The sequence below is a fragment of the Herbaspirillum sp. LeCh32-8 genome (assembly GCF_017814915.1).
In the GTDB taxonomy this organism is placed as follows: domain Bacteria; phylum Pseudomonadota; class Gammaproteobacteria; order Burkholderiales; family Burkholderiaceae_D; genus Herbaspirillum.
In genome coordinates, this window is the sequence record NZ_JAGIPZ010000002.1 from 517,001 (window position 1) to 536,206 (window position 19,206).

A 19,206-nucleotide genomic window follows, 5' to 3' on the forward strand; every position below is an offset into this window, starting at 1 on the left:
GGCAGCCTAACGACGCTGGGTCCCGGCCTGCGCCGGGACGACAGGAGAGAGAGACTCGACCAACCAAGGGTTCAAGCTACCTCCTCAATGTCGTCCCGGCGCAGGCCGGAACCCAGTGTCTTTTGTCATGCCGCGATGACGTCAGCCCAGCGTTGCCTTGAGCGCACCGCGTAAAGCATTGCAGATAACGATCTCTCCCGCCGCCAGCAATTCCACGCGACTCACAGTCCGCTCAGCGGCATCCCAGGCCGGATCTTCCAGCAACATCGCGCGCATGACACCCGGCAGTACACCTGCTGACAACGGCGGCGTCACCCAGCGTCCGTCAATTTTCACGAACACATTGCTGCGGCCGCCTTCGGTCAATTCATCGCGCTCATTGAAGAACAGCATGTCGAAGCCGCCGCGCCGCTCCGCTTCCTGCCACGCCGCATCGTAGACTGCGCGGCGCGTGCTCTTGTGGCGCAGGAACAGGTCGTCGCTGGCGCTGCGCTGATCGGCCAGGAACACGTTCACCTCGTCGCCCAGCGGCGCCAGCGGCGCATGCTGGAATACGACGCCGCCTTGCGCGTCCAGCGCCAGCTTCATGCGGTGCGCGCAGGCAGGATCCAGCGTCGCGCAGAGTTGCTCCACCTGCGTCCGGATCGCCGCCTCGTCGAAGGGGATAGCAAAGGCCCGCGCCGATGCGCCCAGCCGGCGCAGGTGCCGCTCCAGGTGGCGGCACCCTTCGCGCGTGGCGTGCATGGTCTCGAACAGGCCGAATTCATGTCCCAGCCCCGTCAGGAACGCCGCCTTCAACTGGCACTCGGCAAATTCCGACGCCGCCTCGCTGTCGTAGACGATGCCCGCGCCCACGCCCAGCACGCCGCGGCGCAGTCCTTGTGCCGGCGGTTGCAGTTCCAGCGTGCGGATCGGTACTGACAGGCAGAAGTCGCCCACCGTATGGCTGCCTGCGCGCGGCGCCTCGAACCAGCCGATGGCGCCGGTGTAGAGGCCGCGCGGGGTCGATTCCAGTTCGTCGATGATTTGCATGGTGCGGCGCTTGGGCGCGCCGGTGATGGAGCCGCAAGGGTAGAGCGCGGCGATGGCGTCGGCCAGCGTCGCGTCCTTGCGCAGGCGGGCGCGGATGGTGGAGGTCATCTGCAGCACCTGGCCGTAGCGGCGCACGTCGAACAGGTGCGGCACCTGCACCGAACCCGGTTCAGCTACGCGGCCCAGGTCGTTGCGCAGCAGGTCGACGATCATCAGGTTCTCGGCGCGGTTCTTTTCGTCCGCGGCCAGCGCCAGCGCGCGGCGCGCATTGATGGCGTCGGCGTCGGCATCGCCGGGCGTCGCCGCGCGCGCCGTGCCTTTCATCGGTTTGGCCTTGAGCGTGCCGCCGGCATGCGCCACAAACAATTCCGGCGAGAACGACAGCACCGCGCCGCCGTCTTCGGCCAGCACCAGCGCGCCGTAGGGCACCGGCTGGCGTGCGCGCAGGCGGCGGTACAGGTCGACGGCATCACCGTAGGCGTCGAAGTGTAGCCGATAGGTGTAGTTGACCTGATAGGTGTCGCCGGCGGCGATGTAGTCGCGGATGCGGCCGATGGCGGCGGTGAATTCGGTTTCGTCGACGCTGGCGCGGACGTTGGCGACGCCGGCCGGCTGGCCGTCTGCGCGTTGCAGCAGCCAGGCGTCGACCTGCGCGGCGGTAACAAGCTCGCAGCGCTCGAACAGCATCACCCGCGCCAGCGGCTCATTGATGGGATGGTGCGGCAGCGCCTGCATGGCCGCGCCCAGTTCGTAGCTCCACAGCGCCACGGCCTGGCGGCCGGCGGCGAGCTCGGCCTCCATCTCGCCCAAGAGCGCCGCAAAACCCGCGGCGTCGTGGCAGGCCAGCGTGCGCAGGTAGCCGGTGAACAGGCGCGAGCGCGGCTCGGCCGGCGTGGCAAGGTGGTCGTCGAGGAGGGCGAAGCAATCGGTCATGGTGCGGCGGGCAGGGCAGGTGGCGCAGGGCGGGGCCGGGGCAAGTCAGGGGAATCGCCCCGGCAGCATCATAGCGTAAAAGGTATACTTGACGGCTCTGCATGGCATCGCGGCATGGCGGGCTAATGGCCTTGGTTGCCCTGATGGCCCCGGCCGCTCCGTGCTTCGCGCCTCACATAACAAACTGCCAACACCTGATGTCCATCCCCCGCACCTTCATCATCCCGCTGATCGTCGCCTGCGCGCTCTTCATGGAGCAGATGGACTCCACCGTGATCTCGACCTCGCTGCCGGCGCTGGCGCTGGACATGCACGTCGACCCGATCTCGCTGAAGCTGGCACTGACCTCCTATCTGGTCAGCCTGGCGGTGTTCATCCCGATCTCCGGCTGGATGGCCGACCGCTTCGGCTCGCTGACCATCTTCCGCTCGGCCATCTGCGTGTTCATGCTGGGCTCGATCCTGTGCGGCGTGTCGTCGACCTTGCCGGAGTTCGTCGCTGCGCGCTTCTTCCAGGGCATCGGCGGCGCCATGATGGTGCCGGTCGGCCGGCTGGTGATCCTGCGCAGCGTGGAGAAGGTCAACCTGGTCAAGGCGCTGTCCTACCTGACCATCCCCGCGCTGTTCGGCCCGGTGCTGGGCCCGCCGCTGGGCGGCTTCATCACCACTTATTTCCACTGGCGCTGGATCTTCTTCATCAACATCCCGATCAGCATCCTCGGCCTGTACCTGGCCACGCGCTTCATTCCCGATCTCAAGGCCGATGAAGTCGCACCGCTGGACTGGCCGGGTTTCCTGCTCTCCGCGCTGGGCTGTTCGCTGCTGATGATGGGGCTGGCCACCGCCGGCCGCCACCTGATCTCGGGCCAGGTCTCGCTGGCCTGTGTGGCCGGGGGCGTGCTGTTCCTTGCGCTCTATGTCTGGCACGCGCGTCGCGCCAAGGCGCCGCTGATCGACCTGACGCTGCTGAAGATCCCCACGCTGCAGGCCGGCGTCTACGGCGGCTCGTTGTATCGCATCGGCATCGGCGCCATTCCCTTCCTACTGCCGCTGATGCTGCAGCTGGGCTTCGGCTACACGCCGTTCCACTCCGGCTTGCTGACCTGCGCCTCGGCCGCCGGCGCCATGTTCATGAAGACCATCGCGTCGCGCTTCCTGCAGCGTTTCGGTTTCCGCAAGGTGTTGCTGGTCAACGGCGCGCTGGGCATCCTCGGCTTGTGGGCGATCGCGCTGTTCACGCCGCATACGCCTTACATCGTGATGATGCTGGTGCTGCTGGTGGGCGGCTGCTTCCGCTCGCTGCAGTTCACCAGCCTGAACGCCATCTCCTACGCCGACGTCGACAAGGTTCGCCTGAGCCAGGCCACCAGCATGGCCAGCGTGGCGCAGCAGTTGTCCATCGGCATGGGCGTGGTGCTGGCCGGCTTCGCGCTGCAGGCGTCCAACGAGATCCAGGGCCACGCCGCGCTGGTGGCGGCCGACTTCTGGCCGGCCTTCCTGACGGTGGGCGCGGTGGCATCGTGTTCGCTGTTCATGCTGCGCCGCCTGCCGCCCAACGCCGGCGCCGAGATGGCCGGTCGCAGCGCCGTCGAACCCGCCAAACCGGCCTGAGCCCCTCCTTGAAGAGAGACCACGCATGCAACTGAAATACATCTGGTTCCCGCTGGGCGCCGTGCTGATCTGGGCCGGCAACACCGTCATCAGCAAGATGGCCGCCGGTGTCATCGCGCCGGAAGACATTTCCTTCTACCGCTGGGTGCTGGCGGCGCTGCTGATGTCGCCGTTCCTGGCCCGCCAGACCTGGCGCGACCGCGCGCGCATCCGCCCGTATCTGGGCAAGATCGTGGTGCTGGGGCTGCTGGGCATGGTGCTGTTCCAGAGTTTGGCGTATTTCGCGGCGGCCACGTCCTCGGCCACCAGCATGGGCATGATCGTCTCGCTGATGCCCCTGCTGACCTTGCTGCTGAGCATTCGTCTCCTCTCCGAGCCGCCCACGGTAGGCACCGTCGCCGGCGGGCTGGTGTCGCTGGTGGGCATTGCCATCCTGATCGGTCGCGGCCATCCGCTGGATCTGTTCGACCACGGCGTGGTGGTGGGCGACCTGCTGATGCTGCTGGCCGCGGTGTTCTACGGCCTGTATGGCGTGCTGCTGCGCCGCTGGGCCTTGCCGCTGCCGACTTGGCAGTTGCTCTACATGCAGGTGCTGACGGCGGTGGTGCTGCTGTTCCCGGGCTTCGTGATCGGCCATCATTCGCCGATCACCGCCGACAACCTGCCCATCCTGCTGTATGCCGGCATTGCCGCGTCCATCATTTCGCAGTTCCTGTGGATGCGCGGGGTCGCCCACCTGGGTGCCAATCGCAGCTCCATCTTCGTGAACCTGATGCCGGTTTTCACCGTCATAATTGCCATGGTGGCGCTGGGCGAGGAGCTGCACGGCTATCACGCCGTGGGCGGCCTGATCACGCTGGCCGGCGTGATCATGGCCCAGCTCCTGAAGCAGCGTCTGGGTCTGCGCGCCAAGGCCGGCTGACACGCCTGGGGGCGGCGTCGCCGGGCCGGCAATAACGAGAACAGAGGAGCCAAACATGATCGACGCCAACATGATCGTCAACTGCACGGTCTACAAGAAGGGTAAGAAGCTGCGCGACATCTCGCTCGACGAAATCAGCGACGTGCTGGAGGAAGAGGGCACCTTCGTCTGGCTCGGCCTGCTCGAGCCCAACGTCGAGCTGATGAACAAGATCAAGGAAGAATTCAACCTGCACGAACTGGCGGTGGAAGACGCCTACGCCGCCCATCAGCGTCCCAAGATCGAGGAATACGGCGACACCCTGTTCGTGGTGCTGCACACCGCCCAGCTCTCCGGCGGCGAGGTGCAGTTCGGCGAGACCCACATCCTGACCGGCCCGCGCTTCGTGGTGACGGTGCGCCACGGCGCCTCGCGCAGCTACGCCAAGGTGCGCGAGCACTGCGAGATGCTCCCCGAACGCCTGGGCCGCGGTCCCAGCTTCGTGCTGTACGCCATCATGGACTTCGTGGTCGACAATTACCGCCCGATCATGGACGACCTGGAAGCCAAATTCACCCAGTACGAAGGACAACTGTTCGATCCCGCCGCCAACACCGGCAAGGAATATTTGCAGGAGCTGTACCAGCTGAAGCGCCAGCTGATCCGCCTGCGCTCGGCGGCCTCGCCGCTGCTGGACGTGTGCACCCAGCTGCTGCGCTTCCACGAAGGCCTGATCACCAAGGAAGGCAAGGCCTACTTCCGCGACATTTACGACCACGTCGTGCGCTTCATCGACACCGGCGATCGCCTGCGCGAAATGGTGGAGTCGGCGGTGCAGATCAACCTGGCGCAGGTCACTATCCATCAGAACGAAATTGTGCAGACCCTGGCCGGCTGGGGTGCGATTCTCGCCATCCCGACCATGGTGTTCAGCCTGTACGGCATGAACTTCGCCAACATGCCGGGGCTGTCCTGGCAGTGGAGTTTCCCGGTGGTGCTGGTGGGCATCTTTACCTGTTGCTCGCTGCTGTGGAGGCGCTTGCGCAAGGCCGGGTGGCTTTAGTACGCCGTCGGGCAGCCGCGCACGTGTGCAGGTACGACACGCAGAAACGCCCGCGCAGGCGGGCGTTTTCGTTGGCGGGCGGCGTGCGCGGCGTTGCTCACTCCTGATCCTGCGCGCGTTGTAGCCAGTGCGACAGCATCTCGGCGGCCGCCGTCTCCAGCCGGCTGCCAACTGCGCCGGCCTCGGCGCGCAGCGTGCGCGGGTCGATGCCGCATTGTCCCAGCTCGCCGGCGTGGCCGACCAGCCAGCGTTCGATGGTCCGGGTTTGCGCCTCGACGTGGAATTGCAGGCCCAGCACTTTCTCCCCCAGCGCAAACGCCTGGTTGGCGCCGATTGCCGTGGCCGCGAGATGGTGGGCCCCGGCGGGGATGTCGAACTGGTCGCCGTGCCAGTGCAGCACCGGCACGCCGGCCAGCGCCGCCAGCGGCGAGGCCTCGCCCTGCGCGGTGAGCGTCAGCGTGCCGTAGCCGATTTCCTTCACGCCCATCGGATAGACCCTGGCGCCCAGCGCCCGCGCGATCAGTTGCGCACCCAGGCAGATGCCCAGCAGCGGCCGGCCGCAGTCCAGCCGTTTGCGCACCAGGGCGAGTTCTGCTTCCAGGAAGGGGTAGAGCGCATCGTCGAAGGCCCCAATCGGCCCGCCCAGCACCACCAGCAGGTCCGGCGCGGACGCGTCGATGGCGCGCAGGTCGTCGACGGCGGCGTCGACATACTCGATACGATAGCCGCGCGCTTGCAGCAGCGGCGCCAGGCTGCCGAGGTCTTCGAAATGCACGTGGCGGATGGCGAGGGCGGTACGGGTCATTCTGTTTCCTTGTCGGGGGAGTGGGGCTCGTCTTGCGGCCAGTAGTGGCTGTCCGGTGTGCTGCGTGCGCCGAAGATGGCCTGGCCGACGCGCACCACGGTAGCGCCTTCCTCGATCGCCACTTCATAGTCGCCGGACATGCCCATCGACAGTTCATCCAGAGCGAGGCCGGGCGCCAGCTGCGGGCGCAATCGGTCGCGCAGCTCGCGCAACCGGACGAAGCAGGCGCGTACCCGGTCGATGTCGCCGGAGAAGATCGCCAGCGTCATCAGTCCGCGCACGCGCAGCGACGGGCAGGCCGGCAACTGCGCCAGGAAGGCCGGCACATCCTCGGGGGCGAGGCCGAACTTGCTGGCTTCGCCCGAGGTATTGACCTGCACCAACACATCCAGTGTACGGCCTTCGGCCTGCAGCCGGCGTTCCAGCGCCTCGGCCACGCGCAGGCTGTCCAGCGCCTGGAACTCCGCGGCAAAGCGCGCCACCAGTTTGGCCTTGTTGGTCTGCAAATGGCCGATGACCGACCAGCGCAGGTCGGCGAGGTCGGCCATGGCCTCCCATTTGCGGCCGGCTTCCTGCACCTTGTTCTCGCCCAGCGAACGGCATCCGGCGGCATACGCCAGCCGGATGCGCGCCTCAGGCACCGTCTTGCTGACCGGCAGCAGCCGCACCGAGGCCGGATCGCGGCCGGCGCGCACGCAGGCGGCCGCGATCCTTGCCTGCACCTGCGCCAGGTTGCGGCGCAAGTCTTCCACCGACTCCGCCGGCGGCCAGTGCTGCTGCTTGCCCTGATGGAAGTACTGCGTCATTACTTCAGCGCGATCTTGGGGAAATCGACCGGCACGTCGAAGGCCACGTTCACGTAGTTGGTGAACAGGTTCAGCGCGATGTGGGCCATGATTTCCACCACCTGCTCGTCGCCGAAGCCGGCCTCGCGCAGGGCGGCGACATCCGCGTCGCCGACTTGGGCGCGCTGCTCCACCACCTTCAGCGCGAAGGCCAGCGCGGCGGCGGTGTTGACATCGGTCGAGCGGCCGACCTGCGCTTCACCCATCTGTTCGGCGCTGGCGCCGGCGTTCTGGCCTAGCACTGTGTGCGCGGCCAGGCAGTATTCGCAGCGGTTGCGATTGGCGATGGCCACCGCGATCTGCTCGCCCAGCAGTGCGCCGATGCTGCCCTTGCCGAGCGCGCCGAACGCGGCCCACATGCTTTGCAGCGCGGCCGGCGAGTTGGAGACCGCCTTGAACATGTTGGGCGTGGCGCCGAAAGCGCCGTGGATCTGCGCCAGCAGCGGTTGGCTGGCGGCGGGGGAACGTTGGGTATCGAGGTTGACGCGGGACATGGGGCTTGCCTTTCGTTGGTGATGCAGCGGTGAGTAGGAGGCCTCAGTATCGGCAAACAGAATGTACAATTGGGTTCATTTTGTAAAATAAACATACCAATTCGTACTGACACACTGATGCAGCCCTCGCAGCCTTTACCTCCCATCGACCGTCTCTCCGGCATCCTCGAACGCTTCCGTGTGCAGGCGCAGCTGCATCACACCGGCGCGCTTTGCGGCCATACGCATTTCGACGCCGGCGCGGGCTTCGGCTATCTGCACTTGCTGCGCCGGGGCGAGCTGAAGGTGTCCCATCCGGGCGCGCGCGACGTGCCCAAGTCGATGCGCTTTGACGAGCCGACGCTGCTGTTTTACCCGCGCCCCTTCACCCATCATTTCCACAATCCGCCCAAAGAGGGGGCGGACTTCACCTGCGCCCGCCTGATCTTCGACGGCGGCGCGCACAATCCGCTGGCGCGTGCCTTGCCGTCGTTGATCGCCTTGCCGCTGGCCACCGTTCCCGGGCTGGATCTGGCGCTGGAGCTGCTGTTTGCCGAGACCGACCGGGTGCGCTGCGGCCAGCGCCTGCTGGCCGACCGCCTGTTCGAGGTAGTGGTGTTGAAGCTGCTGCGCTGGCTGCTGGACAACCCGCAGCAGGCGGGGATACAGCCGGGACTGGTGACCGGCATGTCGGATCCGCGCCTGTCGCGCGCGCTGGTAGCCATGCATGAAGACCCGGGCCGGGCCTGGACGCTGGACCGTATGGCCGAATGCGCAGGCATGTCGCGCACGGCGTTCGCCAATGTTTTTCGCGAGACGGTGGGGCAGACCCCGGCCGACTATCTCGCCAACTGGCGCATCGCGCTGGCGCAGGCGCGCCTGCGCGAGGGACGACCGATCAAGCTGCTGGCCGCGGAGCTGGGCTACGCCAATCCGTCGGCGCTGTCACGCGCCTTCGCCGCCCGCATCGGCATGTCGCCGCGCGACTGGCTGGCCAGGGATGGCGCGCCGGTCGCGGGCCTGAGCACCACGTTGCGGTGAGCACCGCGCTCAGCCATCTTCCGTCATCTCAGTCATAGCGACGGTTGAACAGGATGTTCAAGCCGTTGATCGTGCCGGCGCGCGCCACCACCGACCAGCGACGCGAGATCTGCCAGGTGGCCTTGGCCACGCTGGCCGCGCCCTGCAGGCTTTGCTCGTAGCCCAGCGTGATCTTCTCGGTGATGGCCTTGCCCAGGTTGACGACCTGGTCGTCGGTCAGGCCCGATTCGCTGGAGCCGATCGAGAACTGGTCCAGACCGATGTCCTTGGCGATGCGCTTGCCGCCCATATTGCCCACCAGCGCCAGGGCCTGGCTGCTGGCGCTGCGCTGGCCGATGCTGGAGCTGTCGGTGCCGTGGCCGAACATCATCCACGAGAGCTTTTCGTCGTCCGGCACGTTGGGCTCGGACACCAGCTGCACGCGCGGCTGGTTGGCGTTGCCGGTGACCGAGACGCCGGCTTCCACATCCTGGTTGCGGCGCATGGCGAGGATGTTGATGTTGGGGTTTGCAATCGGCCCCTGGAAGTTGATGATGCCGCGCTCGATGTTGAGCTTGGTGCCGAAGGCCTCGTAGGTGCCGTCGGCCACGTGGATGGTGCCGGTGGCGCGCAGCGGCGAGAGCGGCTCGCTGCGCACCATCATGTCGCCGGTCAGGCGCAGGTCGGCGCCGCTGCCGCGGAAGCGGAAGTCGTTGCCCAGGTCCACCGCCAGGGCGATCACCGGGGCGAATTTGCCGGCCGGCTTTTCGGTGGCGGCCTGCAGTTTTTCCTTCGAGCTGGCGTTGGCGCCGACCTTGGCCTTGCCGTCGCGCCTGATCACCACCACGTCGTCGCCCAGCTTGGGCGCGCTGCTCTTGGGCAGGTCGAACAACGCCTTGTCGACGCGGAACTTGCCGTCCACGCGCAATTGCTCCTTGACGTTGGCGATCGTGCCCTGGCCGGACAGCATCAGCTGGCGGTCCGGGCTGGCAAAGAGCTCCAGCCGCTCGGCGGTGATGGTGGCGTTCAGGTCCGGATTCTCCGCGTCCAGCTGCACCTTGCCGCCGGCCTTGAGCGTGCCGCGTCCGCCATGGAATTCGATTTGCCGCAGGTCGATCACGTTGTTATCCATGACGATGCGCACGATGCCGTCCTTTAACTGGATGCCCTGGTCGAATTGCGTCACTGCCAGGTTGTCGCCGTTGATCGCGCCTGACAGCTTGGGTTGGCCGAGCGTGCCGGCGGCGCTGAGCTCGGCGCCCAGCTTGCCGTTCAGGCTCACTTGCGGGCCGATCAGGTCTCCCACGCGCTTTACCTCCGGCACGTCCAGCCTGGCCTTCAGGTTCAGCGGCGAGCCGTCGGCCAGCGTCAGCAGCCGGTCGATACGCTGCAGGCCGATGTCGCCGCCCAGGTCCAGCGTGCCGATGCGCCCGGCATTGACGCGGCCGTTCACGCGCATCTGCTGGCCCTGGAAGTCGCCGCGCAGCCGCAGTTCGGACAGGCCGAGGGCGGCTTCGCCGTTGCTGGTGGTGACTCGCATGTCACCCGACTTGCGCTGGACCTGCAGGTGGCCGGAGGCGCTTTCGGCCAGCGAAAAGTCCCAGTCGGCGTCCAGCACCAGGTCGGTCTTGAGCGGCGGCGGGGTGCCGGTGAACTCTTGCACGATCTGCAGGATGCGACCGATATCCAGCGCGTTGGCCTGGCCGGCCGAGGCGATGCGGCCCTGCTGGTACGAGAGGTGTTTCAGGTCGACCGCCATGCGGTCGATCGCGATGCGCGTGCTGCCGGCTTCGACTGCATCGGCGGCCACGTCCAGCGTGAGCGGGCGGTCCATGGCGATGCGCGGGAAGCCCTTGTTCTCCAGCTTGGCGATGGTGCCGGCCCAGCCGTAATTTCCTTTGGTCTTTTCCGTCACCTTGCCGTGCGCGCCGAAGGCGAGGTCCAGCGGGTGATCCAGCAACTTGCCCTTGGTCTGCAGGTCCAGCGTGTGATCGGCCCAGGTGCCGGAGAGGTTCAGCGAGAGCTTGTCCAGCGCGGCCTGCGGGCCGCTGTAGCCGTCGCCTTCCAGTGTCAGCGAGAGCCGGTTGTCCGGCGAGGCGACGCCGGCGGCGAGGTTGGTGCGCAGGTCGGCGTCGCCGGCCAGGTGGCGCAGCTTGTGCGGGCCGAAGGCCAGTTGCTCGGCGCGATAGCTGGCGCGCAGGTTGGGGCGCTGCTGGGTGCCGGTGAGCTGGCCGTCCAGCTGCAGCAGGCCGGACAGGCCGTAGCCCAGGCGCTGCAGTTGCGGCGCGTCGATCTTGAGGTTCAGCCGGTCGGCGGCGGCGCCGAAGCTGCCGTCCAGATCCACCGTGTTGCCCGCGATCTGCAGATTGGCCTTGCTGGGCAAGAGCCGTTTGCCGGCCAGGCTGATGTTGCCCTTGCCGCCCATGGGCAGCTCGCCGTAGCTGCTGTCGTGCACGGCGAAGGCCAGTTTCAGGCGCAGTTCGGGCGATATGTTGCCTGCCGCATCGAAGTCCATGTTGATGCGGGCCTGCACCGGCTTGGCGGGCGCGGCTGCGGCGTTGGCATTGCGATGGCCTTGGGCCGGCGCCGGCGTCACCGCCTGCAGCACCGCGGTGGGGTCGAAGTCCACCAGCTTGCCCTTGATGGCGTAGTCCATCGCCTCCACGGTCTTGAGCGTACCGGTCGCTTCCAAGCGCGACTTGCCCGCGGTCAGCCGGGCCTGCGCCAGTTCCACCTGGTCCGGCTTGATGGTGCTGTCCAGACGCAGTGTCAGGTCGCGGTCGTCCAGCGCCAGCTTGATCTGTTGCGCGCCGGGGGCCAGTGTGAGCTCCAGCGGGCCGGCCAGTTGCGTGGGTTTGAGTTGGCGGTGGATCTGGCTCAGGTCGAGGCCGGCGATGCGCAGCGCGAACTTGCCGCCCATGTCTTCTTTCTTGCCGGCGTCGTCGCTGCCCGGGCGGAACGTGCCGCCGCCTTCGATGCGCGCGTTCTTCGGCAGGCGGATGTCGAGGTTGGCGATCTTCTGTTCTTGCAGGTCGAGCGCGACATCGGCCTTGGCCGAGATCAGCGGCAGCAGCTGCTGATCGATGCTGCCGGGCTTGGCGTTGTCGATGGCGATCTTGCCGGCCACCTTCAGCGCATCGCCGGCGCCACCCGCTTGCTGCGGCCTAAGATCGGCGCGCAGGCGCAGGTCGGCTTGCGGCGCGCCGGCGCTGAAGGCTTGCGGATTGATGTGCTGCAGATCGACCCTGGCGCTTTTCAGCGGCACCGGCGCGAACGGCGTGGCCTGGATGTCGGCGGTGCCGTTGAGCTTGTCGCCGCTGGCTTTCAAGGCCACGCCCAGCTCATGCAGCGAGCCCGAGAGCTGGGCTGCCAGCTGGTATTTCTCCTGCAGGCTGGCGTTCTTGTATTCGCCGGCGAGCTCCAGGCCGCCGCTGACGGCGAACGGTTGCCGGCCGTTCAGGTGCAGCAGCGCGGTGGCGTCGCCATAGGGCGTGCTCAGGCTGTCCAGCACCAGCGTGTGCTCGGTGCCGTCGGAGTCGCCGTGCAGCCGCAGCTTGGAGAGCTCCGTGGTGGAAGTGCCCTGCGTGAAGCTGAGCTTGCCCAGTGCAACCTCGCCGATGTCCAGCGCCAGCGGGATTTGCAGAGAAGCGGGCGGCGGCGTGTCGGGTTCGGGGGGCGAGGGCTGCTGGTTCAGGGCGACCGTGCCCACGTGCAGGTAGCGTACCGACAGCTTGCGTTGCATCAGCGAGAGATGCCAACTGGCGTCGATGCTGTCGATGTCGAGGATGCGCTTGTCGTCCTGGTAATGCAGTGCGCGCAGGCGCAGGCCATCAGCGATGGTGCCGCCCAACAGGCGGCCGGAGAGTTTTCCGCCCAGCGCATTGACGGCGCCGTTCCATGCCAGGCGCGTGCCGCTTTCAGTTTTCAGCACGTAGACGGCGGCACCGGCTACGGCCAGCGCCAGCACGGCGACGGTGCCGCCTGACCAGAGGGCGATCTTGCGGCCGCGGCGATGCGCCGGCGCGTTGTGCTGCAGGTTCTGATCCTGCGGCGATGGTGGTTGCGGTTCGGTCATGCGCGTTCGTTGTTCAAAGCGTCGTTCAATTGCCCGGCGGCGTCAGAAGGCGATGCCCAGCGAGATGTGCGGGCGGATCTGCTTTTTCTGCACGCCGTAGGCCAGGTCCAGGTTCAACGTGCCGACCGGGCTGCGCCAGCGCGCGCCGGCGCCGACGCCGTTATAGAAGGTCTTGTTGTTCCAGTTGTCGGCGGCCGCGCCGATGTCGTAGAACACCGCCGCGCCCCAGCTTTCGGTGAACCAGTGCTGGTATTCGCTGCTGCCCACGGCCAGGTACTTGGTCGGATAGACCGTGCCGTTCTGCTCATTGCCGATGCTCTGGTAACTGTAGCCGCGCACCGAGTCGTTGCCGCCGGTGCGAAACAGCAGCGAGGCCGGCACCGCCGAGGCGCGCCCGGCCGTGAACACGCCGCCCAGTTCGGCGCGCAGCAGCACCACGTCGCGCCGGCCGACCGGCACGAACTGCTTGAAGCGGCCGTACAGGCGGCCGAAGCTCTGGTCGGTCAGCACGCCCTTCACGGCGAAGCCGGCTTCCAGCGTCAGCAGGTTGCCTTTGCGCGGGAAGATCGGGTTGTCGACATTGCGGCGGGCCCAGGCGAAGCCCGGCACCAGCGCGCGGTGCTTGCCCGGCGTGACGATGGTGTTGGTCGGCACGGTGGCGCCGTCTTCCTGCGTCAGCTCATCGCGGTAATAGGTGAGCGAGTAGGTGGTGTCGTAAAACTCGCCGGTGCGCGCGCGCTTGAAGCCGAGCTGCTGGCTGCGCAGGTCGATGCCTTCGAGGCGGGTGCGGTCGTAGGTGGTGTTGATGCTGTTGACGAAGGATTTCTGGTCCGGCGGCATGGCCAGCGACAGTTGGCCGTACTGGCGTTTTTGCTCGAGCCGCGCCTGACTGTCGAACACCCAGGCCTTGTTGAACACGTTGTAGTGCGAATAGCGGCCTTCGACCTGGGCGCCGGTATCCGTGCCGTAGCCCACGCCGGCGCGCACGCGCTGGGTCGGGAATTCCGTCACCTGCACCTTCACCGGCGCCATGTCGGGATGCTCGGGATCATCGTCGATGCCGACGATGGCGTTGGAGAAATAAGGGGTGTTCTGGATCTGGCGCTGCAGCGACAGCAGGCGGTCGACGTCGTAGGGCTCGCCCACCACCAGCGGATTGACGTTGCGGATGATGGATTCCGGATAGCGCCGGGTGCCGGTGATCTGCAGCGGGCCCAGGGTGAAGGCCGGGCCGCTGTCGTAATGCACCGTCAGGTCGGCGCGGCGCTCGTCGGGATCGACCTCGGCTTGCGACTGCGCGATGCGGGCGGCGGCGTATTTCTTTTGCTGCAGCTTTTCAAGGCCGGCGTTCTTGGCCTTGTCCCAATCTTCCTGGCGAAACGGTTTGCCGACGGGTAGGCCCCAGTCGTTGCGGATCTCGGCGATGCGGGGGGCGTCGTGCTGGCCCGCGGCTCCGGTCACGCCGATGTCGACTGCGCCGATCACGCTCAGCGGGCCGGGGGCGACGGTGACCGTTACGAGCTTGGCGCCCGGCTTGCCGTCGCTGCCGGGTTCGGTTTTCAGGCCCACTTTGGTGGTGGGGGCGAAATAGCCTTCGGTCGAGGTGAGGTCGCGCACCTGGTCGCCGGCGGTGTCGATCATGAACTTCAGCTGTTCGTCGCTGATGTCGTCACGATCCTGGTAACGCGAGAGGTCGAGGAAATCCTTGAGCAGCGACTGCACCGGCTTGGGCGCTTCGATATCCACCTTGTAGGCGGCATGAGCTGTATCGGCGGCGCACCATAGAAACGCGATGGCCAGGCTGCAGGTCCATTTCATTGAATCACTTTATCGTCGGTTGAAGCGGCCGGCCGGGCGCGGCAGGGAGGCGCCCATGCAAAGTCGGGTACGATGACGTATTCGGGACGGCGCTCCAGCATGGCTGACCCGGGCACGGCGGGGATGGTTCCTGAGCCGGTTGTCGGCTGCGTCGGTTTCGCCGGGCCGGCATCGGCTGCCTGGCGCCGATTTCCATGTCCATACGACCGTGGCCGGTTGCTAGTATCTGCCGCCATTGTAATGCGCGGCATGGCCGAAACGGATGCCGGACGCGATTTTTGAGAGTTTTCTTGGTTTCCCCAGGAAGACAAGGACAAGCAAGGAGAAGCAGGGTGAGTGTTGATGTTTATTCGGAAAAGGCCAGTTGCGAGCGTTTGCTGTCGGTGCACCGCTGGACCGACAAGCTGCTGACCTTCCGCACCACGCGTCCGGCCGGCTATGCCTTCACGGCCGGCCAGTTCGCGCGGCTGGGGCTGGAGATCGACGGCGAGATCGTCTCGCGCGCCTACTCGATCACCTCCGCCGTGGACGAGGACCAGCTGGAGTATTACGCGATCGTGGTCCCGGGCGGCAAGTTCACCACCCGCTTGGACGCCCTGCGCCCGGGCGATCCGGTCTGGGTGGAAAAGCTCAGCTACGGCTTCATGACGGCCGATCGCTTCACCGACGGCAAGCAGCTCTGGATGCTGGCCACCGGCACCGGGCTGGGGCCGTATCTCTCCATCCTGCAGCAGAAAGAGGTGTGGGAAAAATTCGACGACATGGTGGTGGTACATGGCGTGCGCCAGCGCGAGGAACTGGCCTATGCCGACAAGTTCGAGGCGTTGCGCCAGCAGGCAAAGTCCCAAGGATTGCCGGGCCGGCTGCATTACCTGCGCGCGGTGACGCGTGAAGAGGTGACTCCCGACAGCGGCCTGCTGCACGGGCGCATCACCACGCTGCTGCGTGACGGCACGCTGGAACGCACCACCGGCCTGGCGATCGACGCAGCGCAATCGCGCCTGATGGCCTGCGGCAATCCCGAGATGGTGACCGAGGTGCGCGAACTCCTGCGCGAGCGCGGCATGACGCCGCTGCGACGCGCCGGCGGTGGGCAATTCGTGACCGAGGACTACTGGTAATCGCGGCAGAAGCGCCGCAGGCGCCCCGCCACCCGAGCAGCCGCATGACGGCTGCTTTTTTTTTGCGCAAGCGGATGACGAGGTCGGCCCTGTACGGCCGATCAGTGGTAGTCGAGCGCGATCAACAGTTCTCCGTGGGCCTTGCTCTGCGCGTGCCCGGCCGGATCCGTGTTGCTGGCACTGTCCTGCAAGCGCGTGTCGATGCGGATGCGTTGCTGGCTGCGCGCGGCCAGCGCCAGTGCAGTCACTTCTCCGGGCGGCAGCGGCTTGCCGTCGCGGCTCATGCTCATGGTCACGCCGGTGACGCCGGTATCGAATCCGGCGCGCGTTTCACGTCCGCCTTGCAGGAAGGAGAGGCGCACGGCCTGGCGGGAATGGCAACGCACATCCAATTCCAGCGGTGCGGCAAGTTTCTGTTTGTCCTGGTAGTGGATGGGCGCAGTCGAGAAGACACAGGGCGGCTCGACGATTCTCCCGTAGAACTGCAGGGTGCCGCCGCTGTCGGCCTGGCAAAGGGGAGATAACAGAATGGCAGCGCCGCAGAAAAGGACGCGTTGGACGAGACTGGACATAGGAAATGCTCCTGGTTGGTTGCCCCCCCTGGGCCCAAGACATTCGCGCGGTACCGCGACATTCCTATTCATCGGCGGAAATTATTTGTATATCGCCTAGAAATATGTTGAGAAGTATAGCAGTTAATGGCAGATCCGCATTTGCATTGCAGCAATTGTTGTTTTTTTCTGAGACCTATCCCGCCACGTTTTCCGCCACGTTTTCTAATTTTTCTTCGCGCCTCTGCTCATAGGGAAATCGCGCATTTGCGGCGTAAGCGGAAAAAATGATCGGGAACCAAGCTCGACCTTCCCAAGTCGAGGACATGTGTCGGGCGCGGTCGCATCACGGGGGTGATCACCGCGTTTTCAACCAGACATCATCACCGCATTCATCATGCAATCCAGTACACAGTCATCCAATTGGGGGTAGTCCTATGAACATGAACAAAGTCCTGCACGTCGCCATCGCCGACGATCATCCCGTGGTTCTCGGCGCGCTGCGCACCGAGCTCGGCCGCTTGCCCGAGGTGCGCATCGACCTGGAAGTCGAGACCGGCGACGCGCTGATCAGCGCGCTCAAACGCTCGCCGTGCGAAATCGTGATCACCGATTTCACCATGCCGGCCGAGGAGAAGGACGACTCCGACGGCTTCTCGCTGATCAAGCGCATCAAGACCGATCATCCTTCCAGCAAGGTCATCGTCTACACCGCCATGACCAACAGCGCCGTGGTCAAGCGGCTGTACCGCATGGGCGTGTTCTCGGTCATCAACAAGCGCGAGAAACCGGAGGAGTTGATCAACGCCTGCCTGGCCACGCAGAGCAGCAAGCAGGTGTATTTCCCGGTGTCGCTGCGCGGCGAGCTGGAAGTCAGTTGGGCCCAGGGCGAGGCCTTCGCCGCCAGCAAGGAGATGACGCTCAGCGAGCTCGAGGTGGTGCGCCTGTTCGTCGACGGCAATTCCTTGTCCGACATCTGCAAGCGGCTGTCGCGCACGCCCAGCACCGTCAGCACGCACAAGAACAACGCCATGCGCAAGCTGGGATTGAACTCGGATGCAGAGCTGATCAAGTATGCGTATTCGACCGGACTGATCTGAGCAGGCTGCCTGCCAGGGAAAAAAACAGCGGAATTTTCCGCTGTTTTTTTTCGTCTTCGGCCAAAGTTTAATAGAAATTTTTCGTGCGTGAAGGCGCATAAATTTTGGGGGGGATTGAGAGGTGGGACGCTCCGATTTTTGTGCGTGAATTCATTTCCAGACAATTCTCATATCAGCGGAAATACCCCATCGATATGATCCGTTTGTCTCTTGAAGAGCCTGTTCCCTTCCTCTCCGAAACACTGGTCGGTGAAGAGCGTAGTGCAGCTTCAGGAGATCGGTGGTTCCACATCACGGACTGTGTCACAACGTGCCGGGGGATGGAGCTGAATGTAAAGCCGATGTGGTCGCATGCAAACAGAAAAGCGATACGTCGGAACTCAAATGATCTATTGGAGTAATCAAGAATGAAAAAGGTATTTATCGCTTCCCTGATGGCAGCTTCCCTGGCACCGGTGTTCGCCCACGCAGCCGACGGCACCCTGCAGTTCAACGGTAACGTCGCCGCAACCACCTGCCAGCTGAGCGCCGGCCCCGGCGGCACCCTGGCCTTCACCATGGCTGATGCACGCGTCGATTCGCTGTCCAAGCAGGGCGACCACTTCAAGGGCGGCAACTTCAACGTGAATCTGGTCAAGTGCGGCGGAACCGCTCGCACCGTGCAGCTGGGCTTCGACGCGAACCTGGTCGGCATCAATGCCACCAGCGGTCGTATGCTCAACACCGGCAGCGCCACCAATGTGGAAGTTGCACTGCGCGCCACGGACGCCGATCTGACCGATCTGAAACTGGGTACCGGCAATGCCCGTAGCGCTACCGTGACCTCCGTCGTGACCGGCACCGGCGCTACCGCAGACAGCACCGCTGTCGTTCCGCTGATCGCTTACTACGTCGCCACCGCCGATGGCGTGACCGCGGGTACCGTCAAGTCGCAAGTTCAGTTCAATATCTATCAGCCGTAATCAGCGCCTGATAACCCGACCGTCCGGTCGGGTTCATCTCCACCAGTCTTGTTCTACATGGCGATGCAAATCTCGCCCTGGTGGAGGTTTTTTTCTTTAGCCAGGGAGGTTCAAATGAAAAAGAAGATGTTTTGGATTGCCGCAGTCTGCGCGCTGGTCGCTTCGTTAAGCGCCAATGCGTCAGTGGTCATCGTGGGCACGCGACTTGTCTTTCCATCCAATGAGCGTGAAATTACCGTGCGCCTGAGCAACGAGGGCAAGGAGCCGGGTTTGATCCAGGTCTGGATGGACGACGGTGACGAGAAGTCCACGCCGGAACAGGCCCATGTGCCGTTCGTATTGACGCCTCCCTTGTTCCGTGTCGATGCCGGCAAAGGACAGTCTGTGCGCATGCTGTATAACGGCCAGCCTTTGCCGCAGGATAAGGAAACGCTGTTCTGGTTCAACATGCTTGAGGTGGGCCCCAAGCCGACGTTCGATGCCGACCAGAACTACATGCAGGTCGCATTCCGTACCCGTATCAAGGTGTTCTATCGCCCTAAGGCACTGAACACCCAGGAGCAACAGGATGAGGCGATTGAGAGCCTGCGCTGGACCTTGAAACGTGCGGACGACGGCGGCTATTCGCTGGTGTTCAACAATCCTTCCCCATATTTCATCACCGTGATCAAGGCCGGTCTGATCGGCGCGGATGACAAGCCGCTGGCCGAGGTGGATCAGGCCGCGATGGCCGATCCGGGAAAAGCCGCAACGATCTCATTAAAGGATCTGCGCTCGGCGCCTTCCGGAAAATTCAAGGTGCGCTTCACCTACCTGAATGACTTTGGTGGCACGGTGGTCAAGGATGTGGAGTTGGCCGACGCGGCCAAGCAATAAAACCAGAACAAATCGATGCCG

15 protein-coding genes are annotated in these 19,206 nt (G+C 65.2%); 8 read left to right on the top strand and 7 right to left on the bottom strand.

Features of this window, described 5'->3' with window-relative positions:
- Nucleotides 1-141 precede the first annotated feature (141 nt).
- Nucleotides 142-1,965 carry an aminodeoxychorismate synthase component I gene (gene pabB, locus J8I26_RS07410; RefSeq protein ID WP_209605659.1) on the bottom strand — a complete coding sequence of 608 codons (1,824 nt, stop codon included), beginning with the start codon at nt 1,963-1,965 and terminating at the stop codon, nt 142-144.
- Between the two features lie 197 nt (nt 1,966-2,162).
- Here pabB and J8I26_RS07415 point away from each other — a divergent pair, with 197 nt between their 5' ends.
- The 3 genes from J8I26_RS07415 to J8I26_RS07425 are packed head-to-tail and all read left to right on the top strand — an operon-like array spanning nt 2,163 to nt 5,539.
- A complete protein-coding gene (locus tag J8I26_RS07415; protein ID WP_209605661.1) occupies nt 2,163-3,575 on the top strand; it encodes an MFS transporter in 1,413 nt (470 codons plus the stop codon).
- Nucleotides 3,576-3,600: 25 nt separating this feature from the next.
- Nucleotides 3,601-4,497 (top strand): DMT family transporter, encoded by an 897-nt coding sequence (locus J8I26_RS07420; protein ID WP_209605662.1) that lies wholly within the window; start codon nt 3,601-3,603, stop codon nt 4,495-4,497.
- Between the two features lie 55 nt (nt 4,498-4,552).
- Nucleotides 4,553-5,539, top strand: coding sequence for a magnesium and cobalt transport protein CorA (locus tag J8I26_RS07425; protein ID WP_209605664.1), 987 nt, complete (start codon nt 4,553-4,555; stop codon nt 5,537-5,539).
- Between the two features lie 97 nt (nt 5,540-5,636).
- Here the strand turns inward: J8I26_RS07425 and J8I26_RS07430 are convergent, their stop codons facing one another.
- From J8I26_RS07430 to J8I26_RS07440, 3 genes are read right to left on the bottom strand one after another with little or no spacing between them, the layout of a single operon-like run.
- Nucleotides 5,637-6,344 carry a glutamine amidotransferase gene (locus tag J8I26_RS07430; RefSeq protein WP_209605666.1) on the bottom strand — a complete coding sequence of 236 codons (708 nt, stop codon included), beginning with the start codon at nt 6,342-6,344 and terminating at the stop codon, nt 5,637-5,639.
- A complete protein-coding gene (locus tag J8I26_RS07435; RefSeq protein WP_209605668.1) occupies nt 6,341-7,150 on the bottom strand; it encodes a YggS family pyridoxal phosphate-dependent enzyme in 810 nt (269 codons plus the stop codon). The genes J8I26_RS07430 and J8I26_RS07435 overlap by 4 nt, the downstream gene beginning before the upstream one ends.
- The gene (locus J8I26_RS07440) at nt 7,150-7,683 is read right to left on the bottom strand and encodes a carboxymuconolactone decarboxylase family protein (protein WP_209605670.1); all 534 of its coding nucleotides are present in this window, start codon (nt 7,681-7,683) and stop codon (nt 7,150-7,152) included. The genes J8I26_RS07435 and J8I26_RS07440 overlap by 1 nt, the downstream gene beginning before the upstream one ends.
- A 117-nt stretch (nt 7,684-7,800) precedes the next feature.
- Between J8I26_RS07440 and J8I26_RS07445 the strand changes: the two genes are divergently transcribed.
- Nucleotides 7,801-8,703 carry an AraC family transcriptional regulator gene (locus J8I26_RS07445; RefSeq protein WP_209605672.1) on the top strand — a complete coding sequence of 301 codons (903 nt, stop codon included), beginning with the start codon at nt 7,801-7,803 and terminating at the stop codon, nt 8,701-8,703.
- A 28-nt stretch (nt 8,704-8,731) separates the two neighbouring features.
- Here the strand turns inward: J8I26_RS07445 and J8I26_RS07450 are convergent, their stop codons facing one another.
- Together J8I26_RS07450 and J8I26_RS07455 are read right to left on the bottom strand one after the other, a co-directional pair.
- Nucleotides 8,732-12,757 carry a translocation/assembly module TamB domain-containing protein gene (locus J8I26_RS07450; RefSeq protein ID WP_209605674.1) on the bottom strand — a complete coding sequence of 1,342 codons (4,026 nt, stop codon included), beginning with the start codon at nt 12,755-12,757 and terminating at the stop codon, nt 8,732-8,734.
- A 42-nt stretch (nt 12,758-12,799) separates the two neighbouring features.
- Nucleotides 12,800-14,575: an autotransporter assembly complex family protein gene (locus J8I26_RS07455; protein WP_209605676.1), complete on the bottom strand. Its 1,776-nt coding sequence runs from the start codon at nt 14,573-14,575 to the stop codon at nt 12,800-12,802.
- 332 nt (nt 14,576-14,907) lie between these two features.
- On the opposite strand from J8I26_RS07455, the gene J8I26_RS07460 reads away from it, so the two are divergent.
- Complete coding sequence (locus tag J8I26_RS07460; protein WP_348635291.1) at nt 14,908-15,696, top strand: ferredoxin--NADP reductase; 789 nt, start codon at nt 14,908-14,910, stop codon at nt 15,694-15,696.
- Nucleotides 15,697-15,797: 101 nt separating this feature from the next.
- Here J8I26_RS07460 and J8I26_RS07465 read toward each other — a convergent pair whose 3' ends face one another.
- Nucleotides 15,798-16,268 carry a hypothetical protein gene (locus J8I26_RS07465; RefSeq protein WP_209605680.1) on the bottom strand — a complete coding sequence of 157 codons (471 nt, stop codon included), beginning with the start codon at nt 16,266-16,268 and terminating at the stop codon, nt 15,798-15,800.
- Nucleotides 16,269-16,684: 416 nt separating this feature from the next.
- On the opposite strand from J8I26_RS07465, the gene J8I26_RS07470 reads away from it, so the two are divergent.
- From J8I26_RS07470 to J8I26_RS07480, 3 genes are all read left to right on the top strand, one after another.
- Nucleotides 16,685-17,347: a response regulator transcription factor gene (locus tag J8I26_RS07470; RefSeq protein ID WP_209605682.1), complete on the top strand. Its 663-nt coding sequence runs from the start codon at nt 16,685-16,687 to the stop codon at nt 17,345-17,347.
- A gap of 407 nt (nt 17,348-17,754) precedes the next feature.
- Nucleotides 17,755-18,309, top strand: a complete 555-nt coding sequence (locus J8I26_RS07475) for a fimbrial protein (protein WP_209605684.1) — start codon at nt 17,755-17,757, stop codon at nt 18,307-18,309.
- A 114-nt stretch (nt 18,310-18,423) separates the two neighbouring features.
- Nucleotides 18,424-19,185 carry a fimbria/pilus periplasmic chaperone gene (locus tag J8I26_RS07480; protein WP_209605686.1) on the top strand — a complete coding sequence of 254 codons (762 nt, stop codon included), beginning with the start codon at nt 18,424-18,426 and terminating at the stop codon, nt 19,183-19,185.
- The last annotated feature ends 21 nt before the right edge of the window (nt 19,186-19,206 follow it).